12 protein-coding genes are annotated in these 20,377 nt (G+C 53.5%); 5 read left to right on the top strand and 7 right to left on the bottom strand.

The genetic code is table 11. The features are described 5' to 3' along the window. Nucleotides 1–28: 28 nt before the first annotated feature. The 7 genes from HG15A2_RS20135 to HG15A2_RS20165 form a co-directional block, all read right to left on the bottom strand. On the bottom strand, nt 29–1,348 hold the full coding sequence (locus HG15A2_RS20135) for a sulfatase-like hydrolase/transferase (protein ID WP_145062686.1): 1,320 nt from the start codon (nt 1,346–1,348) through the stop codon (nt 29–31). A 37-nt stretch (nt 1,349–1,385) separates the two neighbouring features. Next, nucleotides 1,386–4,019 carry an alpha-L-fucosidase gene (locus HG15A2_RS24705; protein WP_246117805.1) on the bottom strand — a complete coding sequence of 878 codons (2,634 nt, stop codon included), beginning with the start codon at nt 4,017–4,019 and terminating at the stop codon, nt 1,386–1,388. Next, a complete protein-coding gene (locus HG15A2_RS20145) occupies nt 3,988–6,273 on the bottom strand; it encodes an FAD-dependent oxidoreductase (RefSeq protein ID WP_145062689.1) in 2,286 nt (761 codons plus the stop codon). The genes HG15A2_RS24705 and HG15A2_RS20145 overlap by 32 nt, the downstream gene beginning before the upstream one ends. A 104-nt stretch (nt 6,274–6,377) precedes the next feature. Beyond that, a complete protein-coding gene (locus tag HG15A2_RS20150; protein ID WP_145062692.1) occupies nt 6,378–6,800 on the bottom strand; it encodes a carboxypeptidase-like regulatory domain-containing protein in 423 nt (140 codons plus the stop codon). 141 nt (nt 6,801–6,941) lie between these two features. Next, nucleotides 6,942–8,030, bottom strand: a complete 1,089-nt coding sequence (locus tag HG15A2_RS20155) for a DUF1559 family PulG-like putative transporter (protein ID WP_145062694.1) — start codon at nt 8,028–8,030, stop codon at nt 6,942–6,944. Nucleotides 8,031–8,417: 387 nt separating this feature from the next. Next, the gene (locus HG15A2_RS20160) at nt 8,418–9,866 is read right to left on the bottom strand and encodes a FecR family protein (protein ID WP_145062696.1); all 1,449 of its coding nucleotides are present in this window, start codon (nt 9,864–9,866) and stop codon (nt 8,418–8,420) included. 40 nt (nt 9,867–9,906) lie between these two features. Continuing rightward, nucleotides 9,907–10,428, bottom strand: coding sequence for a sigma-70 family RNA polymerase sigma factor (locus HG15A2_RS20165; protein WP_145062699.1), 522 nt, complete (start codon nt 10,426–10,428; stop codon nt 9,907–9,909). 589 nt (nt 10,429–11,017) lie between these two features. Here HG15A2_RS20165 and HG15A2_RS20170 point away from each other — a divergent pair. The 5 genes from HG15A2_RS20170 (at nt 11,018) to HG15A2_RS20190 (ending at nt 19,999) form a co-directional block, all read left to right on the top strand. Beyond that, entirely contained in the window at nt 11,018–11,533 is a 516-nt protein-coding gene (locus HG15A2_RS20170) for a hypothetical protein (RefSeq protein ID WP_145062701.1), read from the top strand. A 482-nt stretch (nt 11,534–12,015) separates the two neighbouring features. Beyond that, on the top strand, nt 12,016–14,991 hold the full coding sequence (locus HG15A2_RS20175; protein ID WP_218932132.1) for a glycoside hydrolase: 2,976 nt from the start codon (nt 12,016–12,018) through the stop codon (nt 14,989–14,991). 2 nt (nt 14,992–14,993) lie between these two features. Further along, nucleotides 14,994–16,451: a sugar MFS transporter gene (locus tag HG15A2_RS20180; protein WP_145062708.1), complete on the top strand. Its 1,458-nt coding sequence runs from the start codon at nt 14,994–14,996 to the stop codon at nt 16,449–16,451. A 48-nt stretch (nt 16,452–16,499) separates the two neighbouring features. After that, nucleotides 16,500–17,612, top strand: coding sequence for an ROK family protein (locus tag HG15A2_RS20185; protein ID WP_145062710.1), 1,113 nt, complete (start codon nt 16,500–16,502; stop codon nt 17,610–17,612). A 26-nt stretch (nt 17,613–17,638) separates the two neighbouring features. Then, entirely contained in the window at nt 17,639–19,999 is a 2,361-nt protein-coding gene (locus HG15A2_RS20190; protein ID WP_145062713.1) for a GH92 family glycosyl hydrolase, read from the top strand. The last annotated feature ends 378 nt before the right edge of the window (nt 20,000–20,377 follow it).

Raw genomic sequence — 20,377 nt, forward strand, 5'->3', positions numbered from 1 at the left:
GTGACACAATTGAGGAGCGTTGTTAAGGTCAGGTGCGTTTCTTTACGCCATTGGTCACGTCTTTGTGCCAGTCCTTCAATAGTTTGATGAATTCACTGACCAGCTCAGGATGCTGCTCGGCTAGGTCGTGCTTTTCGCCGAGATCGGTCTCGAGGTTGTACAGGACAGGGTTCTTGAAAGCTGTAGTGGTGACGAGCTTGAACGCTCCCTTTCTGATTGCCAATCGCGTTCCCATACTCCAGAAAATCGGGCGAGGAGCCAGCGGACTCGCGTTGGTCAGATGGTCAAGCAAACTCTCGCCATCGATGGTAACTTCCTCGGGTAACGAAGCCCCCGACATTTCCGCCATCGTAGGCAGCAAGTCGGCCCCCATCACCGTTTCCTCCGAAACTCTGCCTGCTTTAATCTGACCGGGCCAGCAAGCCACTGCGGGCACGCGATGTCCGCCTTCCCAGATGGCGCCTTTCCTGCCCCGTAGGGGACCTACTGAGCCAGGCCTTGCCGGGCCGTTATCCGAAAAGAATACAATCAGGGTATTGTCTTCCACGGAGGCATCCTTAAGAGCTTGCCGAATACGACCTACCCCCTCGTCCATGACTTCAATCATCTCCTCGTAGACTCCAGGTCTAAACGGATTCTTGCGCTTCCCCTTTCCTCGCGTATAGAACTGCGGCTCCTCACGTCCTTGATAGGGATAGTGCGGGGCTGCGTGAGCGAGATAAAGCAGAAACGGCTTGTCGTGGTTACGCTTGATGAAGTCGACCCCGTAATCGGTGATCAGGTCAGTCGAATAGCCTGCCTCTGGGGTCAGTTCATCTTGCTTCCACCAATCTTCTTCGCCGGTTTGATCGAGATGGGCGTGGTAATCGACGTTACCAGCAACAAACCCAGTGTACTCGTCGAAACCTTGTCGGATTGGATTGTAAGCCGGTTGGTAACCTACGTGCCATTTGCCGAACAAGGCCGTGGTGTAGCCAGCAGTCTTGAGAATCTCTGCGAACGTCGTTTCCTGCAAGTCTAGTCCCGTGTGGCGATGGCTCTTCGCGGTGACGACTCCCACAATGCCCGTGCGCTGCTGGTATCTGCCTGTTAAGAGCGCTGCCCTAGTTGGACTGCAGACTGACCCGTTGGAGTGGAAGTCCGTCAGCCGCACGCCATCTGCTGCCAGGGCATCGATATGGGGCGTCTCGACTTCGGTGCTACCGAAGCAACCAACGTCTCCATAGCCCAAGTCATCCGCGACGATGACGATGATGTTTGGCTTATCGCTTGCTCCAACCGGCATCGAGCTCATGAGCAACATGATGGTTGCAAAGTACCGACACAATAGTTTGTTGGAAAGGTGCATGGCGTCTATCTCGATAATGCATTAACCCGTTGGTAGTTTACTTCAACTTTAGTCTCAGCTTTCGAAGATTGATTGGCTGCCAACTGTCTGCTTCGGGAATGATCTGCAGGCTGTAAGTTCCCGCCTGCTCAATCTTTATCGTACCGAGAAACTTCTCCGTATAGGAGCCATACCCGCCTGTGGAGGTGACTTCCACCGTGACCTGCTTCTCCGGCAAACCAATGCGGAAGCTGGACTTCGCTTTCTCGATAGCCATTTCTGCCGATACTTCGTACGTTCCCGGTTGGTCGAATTTCACCGACCACTCGACCCAAGCGTGGGCATCAGTCCAGTAGCCGATATTAGGAGTGCCTTCTGCACCTTGCACTTGTATGTCTCGGCTGCCTTCATTGTTATGGAGGAAGGCCGTTTCGGCGGTCAGAACCAGCGATCCGTCCTGTTGCTCAAGGGAGGAATCGCTGTCGATATCCAATGCTCCCTGCACCTTCAGCACAATAACGCTATCATTCTCGTCAGGCGCATTGGAAGGCAAGGAAACCAGTACTCCCGCCTCCGTCAGGCGAGTTTTTAGGGGGTTTTTGTCGGCCAACAAGAACGCTTCCTGAACTGTACTCTTCAAGCCGGGCACCAACAATTCGTCGCTGTCGGGCCAGTCGAACACGTGCAGATACAGGATGGTTTCATCCCCGGCCGTCTTCTTTGTACAGCGTCCCCACTCTAGTTTGCCAAAGGGGCTGGCGGTCGTCCCGTAGATCGACTCGTTATTGATCTTCATCCACGCGCCAATGGCTTCTAGCCGCTCGACTGCTTGGGGGAGCAAAGTCCCTTCACCTGTCGGGCTAACGTTGAGCAAGTAATTTCCACCCTTGCTCGCGATATCTGCAAGGTTGCGAATCAAAGTCTGTACTGATTTGAAGTTATTGTCACCTCGTTTGTAGCCCCAACTGCCGCTGATGGGCATGCAAACCTCCCAATCCTGGGCGGTCGGACCGACGGGGGGAATCTTTCGCTCAAAAGTCTTATGGTCGCCTGGATAACCTTCACCCAGACGATCGTTCGTGATGAGGCCGGGCTGCAGAAACCTAGTTGAATAGAGGCTATCAAGCGCTTCCTTGCTCATTTTCCGCGGCGTGTCCCACCAGAAAATACTGATCGGGCCATATTCAGTCAGTAGTTGTTTCGCCTCGGGATAGGCCTTCTCGCGAACGTATTGATCATTGCTCACGCGTTCGAGGGTCTTGTCCCAGTTGTTGCCCATGCCACCGGGATGGTGCCAGTCCTGCGCCTGCGAGTAGTAGAAGCCAAGTCGAATCCCTTGCTTCTGGCAGGCCTCGGAAAGTTCCTTCATGATGTCACGCTTGAAGGGAGTGGCATCGACCACATTGTAGTCAGTGGCCTGAGAGCCAAACATGGAAAACCCGTCGTGGTGCTTAGCGGTAATGACGATGTATTTCATGCCAGCGTTTTTGGCCATATTGACGAACTCGTCCGCGTCGAACTTGGTTGGGTTGAATTGATCGGCATATTTCTTGTACTCGGCTATGGGGATCTTCCCTCGGTTCATCATCCATTCTGCACTGTTGGGAAGTTTTTGCCCTTTGTATTCTCCTCCGACTACGGAATAGACGCCCCAGTGGACGAACATGCCAAACTTGGCTTCACGCCACCAAGCCATCCGAGCGTCGCGATCGTCTGACAGATCTTTGGCGACCTTCATCGAAGGAAATTGCCTTTCAAGGTATCCTAATGAACTCAAGAATCGATCAGTTTCTATTAGGGTTTCCTGATACTTAGTTTCCGGCTTTGACTGATTGAAGAATCCGTGCCGTGCTCCCTCATACAATCGCAAATCGCATCGAACACCAGCCGCCTCCATTCTCTTCTTATACTCTTCGGCGGTGGCTACAGGGATGAGGTCGTCTTTGGTACCAAGGAGAACCAACGTGGGGGGAGCCTCCTCGTCGATGTTGTGCAGCGGAGAGATCTCCTGCCAGTAGTCTTTCACGCGATAGTAGCCGTAGCCTGTCTCACTGTTGTCGAAGACTGCGTTGTAGAGGACGAGCGCATTAGGGAGGCAACTAATTGACGTATCTTCGCCAGTCTCGTTGAACCCGTCCGTTAGCGCGGCCGCCGCTGCAACATGCCCACCGGCCGAACCGCCTGAGGCTACGATCCTATCTGGGTCGATACCCAACTCGTTAGCATGAGCGCGGGTCCACCGAATGGCCGACTTGCCATCCTTAACGCACTCTTGCGGGGTTGTCTTGTGCCTGCTCTTCACGCGGTAGTCCGCGCAAATGGCAACCATGCCCCGAGAAGCGAGATACTCACTCTGCGGGAAGAACTGCTTGACGGTCCCCCCATTCCACCCCCCGCCGAAGAAGAATACGATGGCAGGTCGCTTATCGGTAACTTGGTGATTAGCTGGATTGAAGACGTGCAGCTTCAATTTCACTCCGTCGATAACCTTGTATTCGACAATCTTGTCGGGTTGCTGCTCGTCAGACGGATTGTCAGATTTTGGAGCAGCCATGACGCTGCCGACTTGCAAGGCTACTGCCAGTGCAACAAGGAATACTCGCATGAATCTTCTCATCTGCTTGGCCGTGTTGTGAGTTGTGAGTTCGATGGTTTGCTTATCAGTCTTGTTTGTTGATTGGGTTCTGGACATGCTTCGCAATGAGTCGGGCTATAATCCGATTTCCTTCTGGTGACGGATGTACCCCGTCGCTGTGCATCCAGTTAGGCTCTGCTCCTAACAAACGATACAAGTCGACACTCGGGACATCAAGTTTTTTGGCAACTTGCAAGGCTGCATCGCGATAGTCCTCGAGCACTTTAGTAAGACCGCCGGCCTTCGTGAAATTCTCCACTCGATGGCGCGCAAAGTAGGGCTCGGCGTCTATGGGAGGCAATGTACAGAGTACGGCATGGATTCTGCGATTCGTGCAGGCTCTAACCATTTCATCTAGATTGCGGGAGTACTGATCCACGGGAACATGAACGTGCCCCTCGGCCAGACGACTGTCATTAGTTCCAAACAGGATCACCACGATCTCGGGATGGTGGTCGAGCACATCCTGCTTCATTCGCCGCAGGCCATGTCGCGTTGTGTTGCCAGCGATCCCTGAGTTGAGAATCTCTACACCCAGTAGTTTTTCCAACTCCGCAGGAAACCCTCGTTTCGTAATGCTGTCTCCGAAGCACACAATCTTTGGTGCCTTGGGTTTTGACTTCGCTGCCGACTTGGATTTCATGGGCCGTTCCAGCACCTGGCCATTTGCGAGAATTCGGCTTTGAAGCTTCTTGAAGTTTATTTGTTGGACCGAGAGGCCTTCCTCAATTGCCAGCACGGCAGCAGTGCCGGCCGATTGACCAAGCACCATGAAGACGGGTTCCATGCGAATCGAACCAAAAGCGATGTGCGTTGCAGACACACACACCGGCACGAGGAGGTTCTCACACTCAGTTTCCTTAGGGACGATGGAACGATAAGAAATTGGATACGGCTTCAAACCGTGCTCCTGAACATCACCTTCATTGCGAGCGGCACCGCCCTGCACGATGCGCTGGCAATTGTGCGAGTCCATTCCATAGGCTGCCATTCCGACCGGATCTTCGGCAATGATTTTGCTGCGGCAATTATGCTCGGTCATCACATAATCCGACACCATCCGCCGCGCCTCGCGAACGTATAACTGATGCGACCAGCCGTCGGTGTCCTGGAACTCGTCTTTGCAGGGCCCAAATGATTGAAACTCGGCTCGCAGGCTTTCGGGCATGCGGGGGCTGGTTGACATGAAGTACCAGAATCCTCGAATGTAATCCTCGTGTGCCTGCCAGATTTCAGCTCGCGTTGCATAATCGGCATCCGGGTAATCGTAGTTTTCCCCAATGAAGTCGGTGGAAATCCCTTGGCTGTTGTTGATATCCGTCTTGCCGTTAGGCATCCAGACGGGGTGACAGAACTGCTGAATCGTGGGGACTTTATTGGCAGCGACGATCTTCTCAACACGGCGGGCAGCCAGCTCGTAGCGTGCCGGGTCGTAGTTGGCGGGAGGCTCTAGCGCTCGGCGATTCTCTGGAATGTTGGTAAAACAAAGTCGGAAGTTGTAGGCCTGTACGCGTTGATCGCCGTCGCCCGGAATGCCCCCGCTGCCGCGCTGGATCAGCGGGATGAGTCCGCTCATGGGATCACCAGGCGTGACATAAGGATCTACGCTGCCATAGATTTGATTCTTCGGTGTCTCAGCTCGGATTCCATTCAAGGTCTCATTGTATAGAGCATTCGCCTCGCGCCCTACACGGTAGCTCACTCCCGACATGGCCATCAAGTCGCCCTCATAGGTGGCATCGATGAACATCTTTGCCCGGATGACATCTCCACCCTCGACTAGTATTTCGGTAATACGCTCGCCATCTTTCTTCACCAGGGCAAGACGTTGTCCCAAACGGACAGGCACCTTGGCTTCTTCAAGCATCTGCTTGAGAATCTGCTCGGCGACATGCGGCTCAAAGGTCCACATGGTAGCGTTCTCGCCTTGAACTTCTGCAAGTTTCGTACGTTTAGAACGCTCGGCGAAAAACTCTTCGCGAGATTCCTGCGTCCAAGATTCATCCTTGGCATAGTGCTGGGCGACTCGCCGGTAGAATTCACGGCTTAGACCACCGATGACATCCTTATTGCCGATGTCTGTAGCGTCTAAACCTCCGGACGTCATGCCTCCGATGTGCTGCCCTGGTTCCAGGAGGACGACTGACTTCCCCTGTCGTGCTACTTCAACCGCTGCAGTGACCCCGCTGGCTGTGCCACCGTAAACGCAGACATCGTGTTCCGCAATTTCTGCATTACAAGGCAGAGCGAGAAGAGAACAAAGTAACGGTGCAAATTGGAAACGAGCTAATATTTTGGTAGGTGTATTCATCAGGCGAACTACGACCTCTGGTGAAATCGATTGGCAAAGAAAACCGAGCATGGATTCTACATGCCATTTTGTCGATCGACAGCAGGGAATCCTACGATGGCCAACTATTTACTAGACAGATCAAAATTGGCTTCATTCGTGCCCTCGGCCGGCACTTCAAATTTGTGATCGCGATTGTGGGGCGACACAAGTTCGCGCGGGGGAGGGTCGGTCTCTAGCGCATCGGGTGCCCAATGATTCGTGGTCAAGCTTACGGAATACGACCCCGGCGCAACTCCAGACTGTTCGCCATCGAGCGACGTCAAGGAGAAGCGGCCATCAGCATCCGTTATGGCTGTGTAGTTTGTCTCGGGGCCTCCTCCGGGAAGATAAAACAAGACCTTTACCTTCTCAAAGGGATTGCCGTCGAGCGTGACTCGCCCCTCAACCGGGACAAGACCGGCGCCCCCACCGCAACCTGCAAGGTGCGTAACTGCTAGGAGGGCAAGTAGGGGAAGTCGAATACGAGCAAGCTTGTGGGTGACCATGGACGATGCGTACCAGAGGGGTAAGACGAAAGCTTTATGGGCAACGCTCGGAGCCCCGAGATTTATGCGACACGGTTGGGCGCTGGGTATTGGCAGAGGGTATGACGATTGGCGTTATGAGATTCCGGCTGCTCCCGAGCGTCAAAACCGGCCTGATTTCGGTGCCACCCAGTTTTCGTCATCCGCCGCATCAATGCTTCCCATGGCAGCAAATGCGAGTAAATCGATATCGAATGAAATGTAGCGAGCCGATGCATCGCACATTGCGCCATTCATGCCGCCGGGATGCATGGCCCAAAAAGCCGACATACAGGCTCTCTTGCCCGACCCTGGGTAGGCACCACTCGTTCCAGTGCTATTGGGGCATTCGAGGTAGTTGCCATCAAAAACGCGATCCTGGGCAATCGGCTGAGCCATTATGTAATTGCCCCAAGTCCATGCCCAGAACGGACGTCGCGGTTCGTACTCGTTGCTACTCTCTGCCAAGAGGAGCGTTTGGGTAGTCCCGTCCGCAATATTCCTCATTGATTCACGAGTCAATCGGTCGGCAGGCTGTGGGAACTGAGGAGCAACTTCGACATGCAGAGGGCCACGCCAGCCCCAGTGCGCACCTGTAGTCTTGAATGCGCCACTACTCGAAGGTAAATCTTCGTAGAGATACCACGTCAGGGAGCCATCTCCACGCCCCGCGTTCGCTACATAACTCGAAGTTGCGAACAGCTGGCCGTTGGTCGGTCCACTGGCAGGTACCACCAGAGCGGGCTCAATATCCGAAGGGCAATTGTAAGTCCCAATGAACGTTTCACGGAATTGCTGAAGACTCGGGTCACCCGGCGCGCTCACCGACAGCGGTGTACCAGAAGACATAGCAGGGCGATAGAGCTCGCGAAGTTGTGTGCTTTCCATATAGGGAAGTACCTCACGAGTCCAGCCGGAAAAATAATTGCTTTGAATTCCTGTGCCATCCCTCTGGGCCCCCGGTGGGAAAGTCTCGTGTGAATCATGGTAGAGATGCATCGCCAGAGCGATTTGCCTTAACTTGTTGGTGCATTCTGCACGCCGTGCTGCCTCGCGGGCAGCTTGCACGGCCGGCAGCAGGAGACCAACCAACACGCCAATGATGGCAATCACCACCAACAGCTCAACCAAGGTAAATGCCCGCCGATGATTGTGGCGCGGCTTACGCTTAAAGCAAAGCAGGCCTTCTCGAATCAGTTTGCTAGAAGCCATTTTTCTAATCCTTTTTGAGAAATAACTTTTTCGTGTACCGGCGAGCCTAAATTGACCTCAAACAGAGGGCAAATTCGCACTCAGACCGGCTTCCCTTTAAGGTCGCCAAGCTACTGATTGCGAGGAAGAACGAAGATGTAGGCTATGGACAAGGAGCTGCGAAAGATAAGGCAATCGTTGCTTTAATATATCCGTGAAAAGGCTGAGTTGATTTAAGTGGCGTCGGTAATTTTTCTTGCCTACCATTCAGTATTGTTTTACGGCAATGCGTCCCGCTACTGGCTCAAAGTCGACGTTCCTTGGTATAACGCGAACAACTAAATTGTAGCCCCCTCAGAATCAATTTGCCGAGGCATCTGCCCGGTGCCTCAGCAACAAAGTATCGCACTACTGCGCATCCAACGACACGGCCACAATTCCGTACATATTGGGCTCGGACTCCGGTGCCTCAGTCGAGCCCAGGAACACGACTGTCGGCTCGGCAACCACCTTCACCCACACGGAGAGGGTGTCCTCGACACTCTCGCCTGGGCCTACGCCCGAGGGACCTTGGTTGTGCCAAGCATGGTTGTACGTTTGATACGGTCCAGTGTCTAAACCGATTTCGTCGCCCGTGTCTTGGAAATCACGTTTTAACCAAGCAGGCGCTGGAAGTCGATTGTCGAACAGCACATACAGTCTACAAGGCACATCAACCTTCACGCTGACTTGAATGTCCGGGTTGAACTTGTCGCTATTAAATGTTTTCACATAGTCACCGCCCAGCAAGTAAGGTGGCATGCCAGCTGGCGTGACACCGTTCCACTGGTGAGCAACCCGATCAACGAAGGCAAACGCGTCTTCCTGCATGCCCTGCGGTACTATCTCGTAGTAATTCAACATCGAAGAGCTTCGCTCGATGTTGTCGTGGACCTCTGAAATAACAGCAGGTCTTGAGAAGGATTCCAGAGACTTGCTGGAGTAGGTGCGCCGATTGATCGACACAATGCGGCTGGCAGTACCGATCGCATCCAAATGCACCGCTTCGCCCATACGCAGTCGCTGGGCACTATTACGATCCGTATGGTCGTTGTAGTCGACATCGACTTCGCCCTCGAACACTACCACATCGGTCGCACCGTCGTTGTTCACTTCGACTCCGAACTGGGTGCCCAGATCCACGACCATGGCGCGAGGGGTCAGTACAGAGAATCCTTTGGCTTGGTCGGACACCGTCGCGGTCAAACGGCCCAAGAGAATTCGCGCCTTCATGTTGCTGATCAGTTCATAGGCTGCGGGCGCGTGCAGCACAACTTTGCTACCGTGAGCGTATTTCAGCTCAAGCTTTCCTTTTGTAACTCGAATTACATCACCAGGCATACACAAATTTGCGCGAAGGCGGGGAGTTTGCTCTACGTACCAAGTGCAGTCTTCAGAGATCGGTTTGAGTGCGTCCAGAATCTGAAATTCTGCCGTCGGCCTAGATCGATTGAGATCCCAGCGGTCTGCTGACTGCCAAATCCCTATCGCCAATAACAGCCCAGATGCGATTGCGAAGAGCCCCCAGTTCCGAACTGTAGAGCTACTCTTACGGGACGCAGGCTCCGGTTTTACGTTGTTTCCTTGGTTGCTGTGCGTTTTGCCGCTGCATTCGGTCTGATTCGCGTCTATCGAGTCGAAATAATCTTGGGCAGCCTCTAGACTACAAAGCTCCGCGTGGACGCTCATGTACTTGAGATAGAGTCGTCGTGTATTGGCATCTTCCTTCAACGCGGTTGCCAATTCGCGCATTTCTTCCGGAGCGATTGATTTATCAATCCAGCCAGAGACCAATGTATGTAGTCGAATTGCGTCCATTAACGTCCATTCACTTCCATTGTGGGTAACTCATTCTAAATCACGACCGCTGAGCCAGCTGTGTTTCAATACAGCGATGCAGCAAGCGCCGAATCCGAGACAAGGAACCATAAACCGTCGGGAGAGGCAATCCGCGTCGTTGAGATATGTTCTTTGGCTCTGCATTCTGGCAATATCGATCGTTCAGCAAGTTTCGATCTTTGGCGTTTAGTCGGCCAAGGCACAGATGCAACTGTTCTCGGCGAATATCATATTCGTATGAGTACTTCTCATATTCTGCTGAAAGCGACTTGACGAGGGCATCATCGAACATCAATTTGTCGGTCGCTTTCTTCCTTCGATGACGCAGGATCTCAATTAGCACAAAGCCGCATGCCCAAGGGAAGAATTCTCGATCAGCGTCGTAGTTATCTCGTTTCTCCCACAAAGTAAGGCAAGCATTTTGTAGTAGGTCGTCAGCGTCGCTGGGATTGCCTACCATCGAAATTGCATAAGCTCGCATCCGCGCTTGGTTAGAGCTCAGGATGTCAACGAACTGGGAATCAGTTGATTTTCCGCTCATCTGACTCTTTCGATAAGGGATGCCGTACTTCCGGTCACATACTTATCCTTCCGCAACTCACGCTGCAGTTTATCGCAGAAAGTCTGCAATTACCCTAATTTTCTTAATTGTCAAGTTTTTTTGATGCCGTGACAGAAGGGAGGGCGTGGTGGTTAGCCACCACTTTTCGACCTGCTCAATAAAGTTCCAATAAAAACCTGCTTTCTGCGATAACGATGGCTACTTTTTGCGAATACCCACTGGGAAGCATTACGGTATCTGCGTAATACCTCTGGAAGCACGGTGTTTTCCAGCAAGCTGGGCAGAGCGGTCTAGAAACTCGGTATTTCTAGGCGTGAAATAGAATGCCGCTTTGGGAAAGTTGAGTGCAGCTTGAGTTCAAGGCACTCGCCTCGTCACTTACTCTCACTCAAAATCCGTTCTTACAAAACTGCCCGATGTTCAAACTTCAACGCTGTTTCTGTCTCGCTGCTACTAGGCAAAGGTACGGGCGTTACTTCTTTGGGAGCTGCTTGCTCCTGGAGCGAGCCTTGTACAGCTCAACGTTGAAACCATCGACTCCGAGTCCGGCTCCATTCTTGAGATCGAGTTGGATGGAACTTCTGCTGGAAGCGAGTACGACCAGTTGATGGCAGATACGGTTACACAGGCTGGCGACTTAACCATTTTACTGATCGACGATGGCGGCGGACTGTTTGCTCCTATGGCTTCAGATAGCTTCCTGGTGTTAAGCGCCACGTCCTTGATGGGCTCATTCAACAATGTGGCCAATGGGGCGCGGATCGACACCATAGGTGGCGAGGGTTCCTTCCTCGTTTCTTACGACAGTGCGAGCGATATGGTACTGGTCTCCGACTTTCTCTCCGCAGGCCTCCCCGGTGATTTCAATGGCAGCAGCTTCGTCGATGGCCTGGACTTTCTCACTTGGCAAACCGATGGTCTGTCGGCAGCCGAGCTGACCAATTGGCAAACCAACTATGGGCAGTCGGGAGCTTCAACCGCAAGTACGGCGACTGCGGTCGTCCCCGAACCCAGTTGTCTATTCCTGTTTGCTATAAGCTTTCTTAGCTACGGAAGAGATCGCGGGGTGTTTGTAATCCGCTAAGACCATCCTAGTCGAGATTGTCGAAGCATTTACTCAACTGCACCTCGCAGGCGAAACACGAAGAACATTAGAAAAGCCGCGAAGACAGACTTTATTGGCATAAAAACATGACTTTCGTATGCGGAGGGAAATGTAGGCAGTGGGTAGAATAGAAGTATCTAGGAATGACGACTCGGACCGTTGCTATGCTAGATCGCCCCGCATTTTCGATCGTTGCAGTTTTACTGCGAGGTATCGCTTTGTATTACTGTTTATCCACCGCCGGCAGAGCAGCCGACTCGAACGCTGGAAGTCCAACTCACATCAAGTGCATCTCAGTAGGACCAGTTTCTCTTGGATGCAAGTCGTTGCTGGTGCCGAAGCCGCTGCAAAAGAGTTCTACAGTGAGTTAGATGTTCTCGTACCAGAATCGACCCAGACTGCAATACTCGCTCCTCGTAGGACTCGACACTAGAAACCCAACGACCAAGAGGAATCAACACTTGTCTTTCCTTCGAATCCTATTCGCCTTACTTGCGATTGTAGCCTATTGCTCAAGTGCTCCACTGGCTCGTGCAATTGACATTGGTACCACTACTTCGTACCACAATCACCGGTTCGAATACTGGGGCACCTCGCTGGCCTGGTGGGGCAATGAAGTTGGCGGCCAATCCAACGCCCAGGGCCGTGAAGACCTGGTCGATATCTTTTTCGATCCGAACAACGGCTTGGGGATGAACTTCTTGCGCTACAATATCGGGGCCGGCTCGAACCCCGACACGTCGATCCAGAACATCACGCGTCCCGGCGCAAAGATGGACGGTTGGGTGCCGGACCAGCCGACCGATTTCTCCGATACCAGCACCTGGCAATGGGACTGGAACGCCGACGCGACCCAGCGGTTGATTTTGGACATGGCCATCGATCACGGTGTGTCCAATGTCGAGGCGTTCGCCAACTCCGCCCCCTGGTGGTTGACGCGCAATCTGCAATCCAACGGCATCAGTGGCGGCGGCTCAAACTTGAGCACGGCCCGAAACGACGAGTTCGCCCACTACATGCTGGAAGTCGTCGATCACTTCGAGACGAATCTCGGCATTCATTTCGAAACCTTGGCCCCGATGAACGAGCCCGGGTCGGGTTTCTGGAATGGCAACTCCAACCAGGAGGGCATGGGCGTCCCGGCCGGATTTTATCAAGACCGATTGATTAAGGAGTTCGGGTCGGAGATCGCAAACCGGGGAACCAATATCAAGCTGGTTGGCCTGGAGGAGACCTCAACAGATCAATCGGCGGATTCTTGGAACAACGGCAGTCTTACCAACACCGCGAAAAGCTACCTCTCGCAAGTAAACACACACAGCTATGGATTTAACGGGGCTAGCTTACCAAGCGACTCCCAGAATCTGTTCAACGCGGTCAGCCCAGACGGCCTGAAGATCTACGCCACGGAATACGGTACCGGACAAGGCGCAACGCGGCTCGCCCGACAGATCAACAACGACATCCGCTACCTGGACGCCGCCGGCTGGACCTACTGGCAGGCAATTGAAGACAACAATGGTAGCGGCTGGGGGCTGGCCCTCTCGAATTTCAATGGAAACAACCCTAGGTTTGACGTCCAGGACCAGTACTTCGCGTTTAAACAGTACTCAGCGTTCATCCGTCCTGGGTCAGAAATCATCGAGCTAGCAAACCAAGACGATATCACCGCCGCCTACGACCCGCGAACCGGTATCACGAACGTGGTGGTCAACAACGAAGGGGGAGATAACACTTCCCAGCAGTACAGTTTCGATGTGCTGGATCGCCAAGTATTGTCGACCCGCCTGATCCGTACTACCGATGAGGACAACAGCCTGCGGACCGACGCCTACGCTGCGCTGGGCCCGGCTACAGCCAGTAACAACAACGTTAGTTTCGACGCCGTGGGCAACGCCGTCACTTCGGTCGTGATTTACCACCGACCCAACCTCGTCGAGAACCCTAGTCTTGATCTAGGGAGCTCCAACAACGGCACAAAGGTAATTGCTGGGTGGCAGGCAGAAGGCAACGCATTGTTCGCCAACGTGGAAGATAACAGTGGCGACGGCAGCGGATCGGCATTGATGCTGACTAACTCTGTCGGCAATACCGGTAGGATTTCCCAAAGTGGGATCGGTGATGCGGACGTCGACCTGACCGGCGTGGCGTACCAATTGTCGTTGGACGTGCAGTTTGCCAACGAGGACAGCGCTCATTATGACGCCGATACCTACCTAGCTCTGGAGTTCTACGGAGCCGACGACGAAACCCTCGCGTCGATTTCTCTACAGGATTCTGAAACCGAGATCGATCCAGCGTTTGCTGTAAAGCGAGACGGGTTTGAGAGCAGTGTCGATGGGAGTGACCCCAACGACACGGTGTACCGCACCTACCTCAGCGGCCGTTTTGTGGCCCCTGAGGGAACTCGATTCGTTCGCCCCGTCATCCGTTTCGACGGCGTCGAGTCGGGCAGCAATAACGTGGTGAACCTCGATAACGTACGATTGCAGGAAGTCCACCCCGAAGCCACGGCACGCGTGTGGAATGCCGAGGGTAGCGGAGACTGGTCTGGCGATGACAACTGGACGAACCATGCAAAGGTCGACAATAACGCTTGGGCTTACTTCGGGAATGCGATCGATCAAGCCAGCACGGTGACGATCGCCAGTACCACCTATGCCCAGGGCGTTACCTTCTTCAGCGACCACGAATACCAACTGCAAGGCAGCGGGCAATTGACAACCGGTCACCCTACAGAGAGCTCGGCGATCGATGCGAGGATGGGAAGTCATCGAATTTCCGTCGATACGTCGCTTGTCGGTTCCGTTGATGTGCAGGTGCTTCCCGGTGCAAGCCTGGTCTTTGATGGCGGGCTTGATCTCAATGGCCATGATCTCACGAAGTTGGGTGCAGGTCTACTTGATCTCTCAGTCGGTTTTGAAATGGGCAGTGGCCAGATCAACTCCTACACCACGTTAGAGGCACTTATTGCGATTGGCTCGGATGCTGTCCTGGATGGCGATTTCCAGCTCCTACTTGCCCCGGGCCAGACTTTGGAACTCGGCGATACGTTCGAGCTACTTTCTTACAACTCGCTGAGCGACACTTTCGATAACCTCTTCCTACCGTCACTCGCGGACGGACTTGCGTGGGACATCGACTACGGTGCCAGTTTGCTAATGGTAGAAATCGTCAACGCCACGTCTGAGGGCGACTTTGACGGTGACGGTAATGTTGATGGGGTAGATTTTCTCTATTGGCAACAACATGGCCTGTCGGCAAGTGAGCTGACTGAGTGGCAAGACAACTACGGAAGCATGGCCCCGCAGCCCAGTTCTGCCGTTGTTCCCGAGCCTAGCACTTTCGTTCTGTGCTTCTTTGCCATTACAATTCCATTGTCACTCGCCACACTAAGAAACCAACCCACACAGAAATCACTCCGGAAAGTGAATTGATCATGGCAGGCAGTACCAGTGAGCCCGTGAACACCCTTAACTCATCGTCTTTGGAAACAGGGCCAACCTCTCATACGCCATTTGTGACGGTTACGTTCCTGTTTTTCTTCTGGGGTTTCCTCACGGTCATGAATGACGTGCTGATCCCGTTTTTCAAGAAGACCTTCGATCTGACCTACTTTCAAGCTGGACTGGTGCAGTTTGCATTTTTCGGCGCGTTTTTCGTCATCTCGCTTCTCTACTTCTTTATATCAACTAAGAGTGGCGATCCTATTAACCGGATCGGGTATCAACGGACCATTGTCATCGCGTTGTGTATTTGCGCGGGAGGGTGCGCCTTGTTCTCACCGGCCGCCGCGGCGGGCTCGTATGCTTTTTTTCTCGGCGCGCTCTTCTTACTAGCTACCGGTGTGACACTGCTGCAAATTGCCGCGAACCCGTATGCAGCAATCCTGGGGAAGCCAGAAAATGCTTCGAGCCGTCTGAACCTTGCTCAGGGGCTAAATTCGTTAGGCACTACCCTCGCCCCAATTGCAGGAGGGCTACTGGTTTACAAGGTGTTTGCTAGTGAGGGTGAATTGGCTTTGGATGCCCTTAAGACACCGTACTTAATTTTTGCCGGCGTATGTCTTGTGCTTGCTGGTGTGGTGTGGTTCATTCACTTGCCTTCGATCGGAGGTGACTCAGTTCAAGATGAGAAATCGAGTGCGTTGGGCTTTCCACAACTCCGTTTAGGAATGGCCGCGATCTTTCTCTATGTTGGTTCGGAAGTTGCCATTGGCAGCTATCTGATCGACTTCATGGGCAACGAAAACGTGATGGGCTGGGCGAAACCACTAGCTACTACCTATTTGGCGTTCTATTGGGGTGGTGCCATGATTGGTCGCCTATGCGGCTCGATTGCGATGTGTGACATGGAAAACCCAGGGCGCAAACCTGTGTATATGATCGCCACGGCGGCGGCAGTCATGGCACTCATCTACATTGTCACAGCTGTAGATTTCAAGGACGGAGAGCTTGTGACAAAATTCATCGAGCTGAAGACTCTATGGCCGTTTGCCGCGATGGTCGGGCTTTGCTTGGTTGCGTTCGCGATTGGCAAAGGCAGACCTGCCATGGTGCTGTCTGTGTTCTCCGTGTTCCTGATTGCCTTGCTTATCGTGGCAGCCCTCACGACGGGCAAGGTTGCCCTGTGGGCAGCGTTAGGGGCAGGGCTGTTCAATTCCATCATGTGGTCGAATATTTTCACACTGGCGATCGAAGGCCTAAAAGAACATACCTCGCAAGGTTCATCGCTATTGGTGATGATGATTGTCGGTGGTGCACTGTTTCCGCTGGTGATGGGTGCGGCCGCTGATCGGTTTGGTATCCGTCATGCCTTCTTAGTTCCCGTGCTCAGCTATGTTTACATCGCATTCTACGGCTGGTGGTGCCACGCTAGGTCCGCAAAGCTTAGTTGATAGCCTCCTAATCTAGCCGCCCTGCCCTGCAAGCTTCGAACTGTGTCAATGAATTACCAGACAGATAACCGCATCGTTCTGACACTGGACGCCGGCGGTACGAATTTCGCTTTCTCTGCCATCCGGCAAGGAGAAGAGATGACCCAGCCGGTCACTCTGCCCGCGGAAGCGAACGATCTGGAGGCTAGTCTCAACAACTTGATCTCGGGATTCGAGCAGCTCGTGGGCCAGCTTTCAGAGCGCCCGTCTGCTATTAGTTTTGCTTTCCCTGGTCCCGCCGACTATCCACGGGGCATCATCTACAACGTGGGGAATCTTCCGGCTTATCAGGGTGGGGTTGCAGTGGGGCCCATGCTCGAAGGTCATTTCGACTTACCGGTGTACATCAACAACGATGGCGACTTGTTTGCCTACGGAGAAGCCATAGCGGGGCTGCTGCCTGAAGTCAATCGAATGTTAGCCGAAGCCGGTAGCCCTAAGCGGTATCAGAATCTTTTTGCCGTGACCTTAGGCACAGGGTTTGGTGGCGGAATCGTGCAAAATGGCCAACTGTTTCTGGGAGACAACTCAGCAGCTGGCGAAATCTGGATACTCAGGAACAAGATCCGAAGCGACTGCTTTGCTGAAGAGGGGGCAAGTATTCGTGCTGTTCAGTCAGCTTATGCAGCCGCAGCGGGAATCGATGCAGCCGCTGCCCCGCCGCCCAAAGAGATTTTCAAGATCGGGATGGGGCAGAAACTAGGCAACCAGGTCGCGGCACAGCAAGCCTTCGAAACTTTAGGGGAAGTCGTGGGCGATGCGATGGCCAACGCGCTGACACTGATCGACGGATTGGCAATTATTGGTGGCGGCCTAGCCGGAGCAGCTCCGCTGTTCATGCCGCGACTCGTGCAGGAGATGAATGGTACGATCTGCAAGTACAACGGAGAGACAATCCCTCGTCTAGCACAGCGCGTGTATGACTTGACCAATGAGCAATCGCAGCGAGATTTCCTGCGCGGTGAATCCAAGGAGATTGCTGTGCCTCGCTCAGACCGCACAATTCTTTGTGACCCACTGAAACGAATCGGCGTGGGGATTTCGCAACTGGGGACCAATCGTGCAGTCGCGATCGGAGCCTATGCCTACGCACTTCAGCAACTAGATAATTCAATCACTTGATTCAACATAGATTTGAGAGCGATCGCATGAAACTCTTCTTATTCGCAGCCGCTTTGCTGGCTGCATTGCCTACCGCTGCACTAAATACAACGGCCCTGCGCGCCGACGAGACCACCGATCTGACAAGGTTCGTCAATCCACAGATCGACACGCACAATTCGCGATGGTTTTACTTTTCCTCAGCTTGCCGACCATTTGGCATGGTTAATCTCAGTCCAGATACTCAAACCGAGGGAAGCTGGAAGAGTGGCTATCTGTATGGCGATGACACGATTCGCTGCTTTAGTCACGTGCATGCTTGGCAGATGTCGGGGATTGCAGTCATGCCAACTACGGGTCCCCTGCAGGGGCATCTAGGAATGGATGCCTATGAATCCAAGTATTCCCATGACGATGAGGTGGTGCGCCCTGGGTACCACAAAGTCTACTTGGATCGCTACAAGATCGCTGCCGAGCTCACCTCGACGTGCCGCGTCGGTTGGCACCGCTACACCTTCCCGGCTAGCGAAGAGAGTTACATTCTCTTCGATACTGGCGCTTTCTTGGGTCATGGCCCGATGGTTTCGTCTAAAGTCCAGCGGATAAGCGAGACGGAAATAGCGGGCTACGCGCTGATGGAGAAGACTTCACGTCGTCCCAAAGACACCTACGTCTATTTCGTTGCCCAATTCAACAAGCCGTTCACCCAATTCATCAGTTGGTCCGCAGGTGAGTTGCAAAGCGAAACAGAATCGGTGGAAGGGGCCAACGTCGGTGCTGCGGTCAAATTTGCTACAACACAAGATGAGCAAGTCCTCGCCAAGGTGGCCATTTCCTACACCAGCATTGAAGGTGCTCGGAAAAACCTCGCGGCAGAATCGCCACATTGGGATTTCGATCGAGTAGTTGCCGAATCGACCTCCGAGTGGAACGAGTGGCTAGGTCGCATCCAAGTGAGTGGCGGTACACTTCAACAGCAAACCAAGCTCTACACCGATCTGTGGCACTCGCTTCTAGGGCGACGCATTATCAGCGACGTCGATGGCAAGTATTGCGATATGACCGGCCCAGAACCAAAGGTTCGGCAAAAGCGACTGCGTAGCGACGGAACCCCCGTATTCGATCACTACAACTTCGACGCGCTCTGGGGAAGCCATTGGTCTCTGAATATTCTCTGGTCGATGTCCTATCCTCAGGTGATGGACGGTTTCTGTGAAACGATGATCGATATGTATCGGGACGGCGGGCTCATTCCGCGTGGGCCGTCGGGCGGGAACTACACCTATGTGATGATCGGCGACCCAGCCAGTTCATTTTTTGCCACAGCCTTTAACAAGGGAATACGCAGTTACGACTACGAGGCAGCCTACGAGGGGCTACGTAAGAACGCCTTCCCCGGAGGCATCCGCGATCACGCTGGATACGAACACAAGAAGAACGCTCATGGTGGAGGCATGCAATTCTATGTCGATTTGGGGTATGTACCAGAAGACATGGGTGGGAGCGGAGCACATCGTGATGGAGCTGCCATGACCCTCGAGTATGCCTATCAAGATTGGTGCCTCGCACAATTCGCCAAAGCACTCGGCAAGGAGCAAGACTACCGACTATTCATGGAGCGATCGCAAAACTATAGGAACCTTTGGGATCCTGAGATGAAGCTAATGCGTCCGAAGATGAAAGACGGGAGTTGGATGCCCAACTTCCAGCCGTACGGAAAGGGATTTCACGGCAAGGGCTTTTGCGAAAGCAACTCGATGATCTACTCCAACTACGTGCCCCACGACATGGCGGGACTTATTCAACTCTTTGGTGGCCAAGAGGCTTACTCTCAATTCCTCAACGGTTCGTTCGACCAAAGCGTCGAAAGGCGATTCGTCGCGGATCATGGCAAGCACGCTGAAATGGTCGTCGACTACGATAATCAACCAGGGACTGCGATGGCACACCTGTTCAACTACAGTGGCAAGCCGTGGCTTTCTCAAAAGTGGGTGAGGGAAGTCAAACTTAAGGCACACGGCGATGTTACACCCTACGGCGGGTACCATGGCGACGAAGACCAGGGGCAAATGGGAGCTCTCGGCGTGCTGATGGCGATCGGACTGTTTCAAGTAGATGGAGGGGCGGCAGTCGACTCCATCTACGAAATTACAACGCCACTATTCGAGAAGACCACCATCAATCTGGCTGCCCCCTACTACCCTGGTGATAAGTTTGAGATCGTGGCGAGAAACCGGTCCCCTGAAAATATCTACATCCAGACGGCGACACTCAACGGCAAACCACTGAGTGACTGCTGGATTCGCCACAGCGATCTTGTCGCAGGCGGAAAGCTGGAACTCACTCTCGGTGCCACACCCAACAAACAGTGGGGGTCGGCAGAACCACCCTCTGATATTGGCAAGTAACGCGGCCACTTAACATCGGATGTCTCCGAGCAACAGTCGCAATATGGTAATAGGAGTCACTATCCTCCCTACTCTTCCGCTGAGTTTCTAGCTGGAATTAGTTCCGCTCGCAACAGCAAGCACTGGTGTCGAGCTGTACGTGATCCAGATCGGCGCCGGTGGGAATCCTGGAACAAAAGAACAGCCACTCATGATTCGGACGATGCCGCAACGCGCTCAGCAACCAATCACAGTCGTTCTGTGAAGTGGAATCTATCTCGGCGAATCGCTGGTCTTTACAGCAGCGGATTCCGGCGTGAAGAATGCAACCGAGGAGTACCGCAGTGTAGCTGGCGAAGAGGCGATTCCCAGCGGGGGTAGAAATCTAGCTACCAAGCG

This window comes from Adhaeretor mobilis (assembly GCF_007741515.1).
Taxonomy (GTDB): Bacteria; Planctomycetota; Planctomycetia; order Pirellulales; family Lacipirellulaceae; genus Adhaeretor; species Adhaeretor mobilis.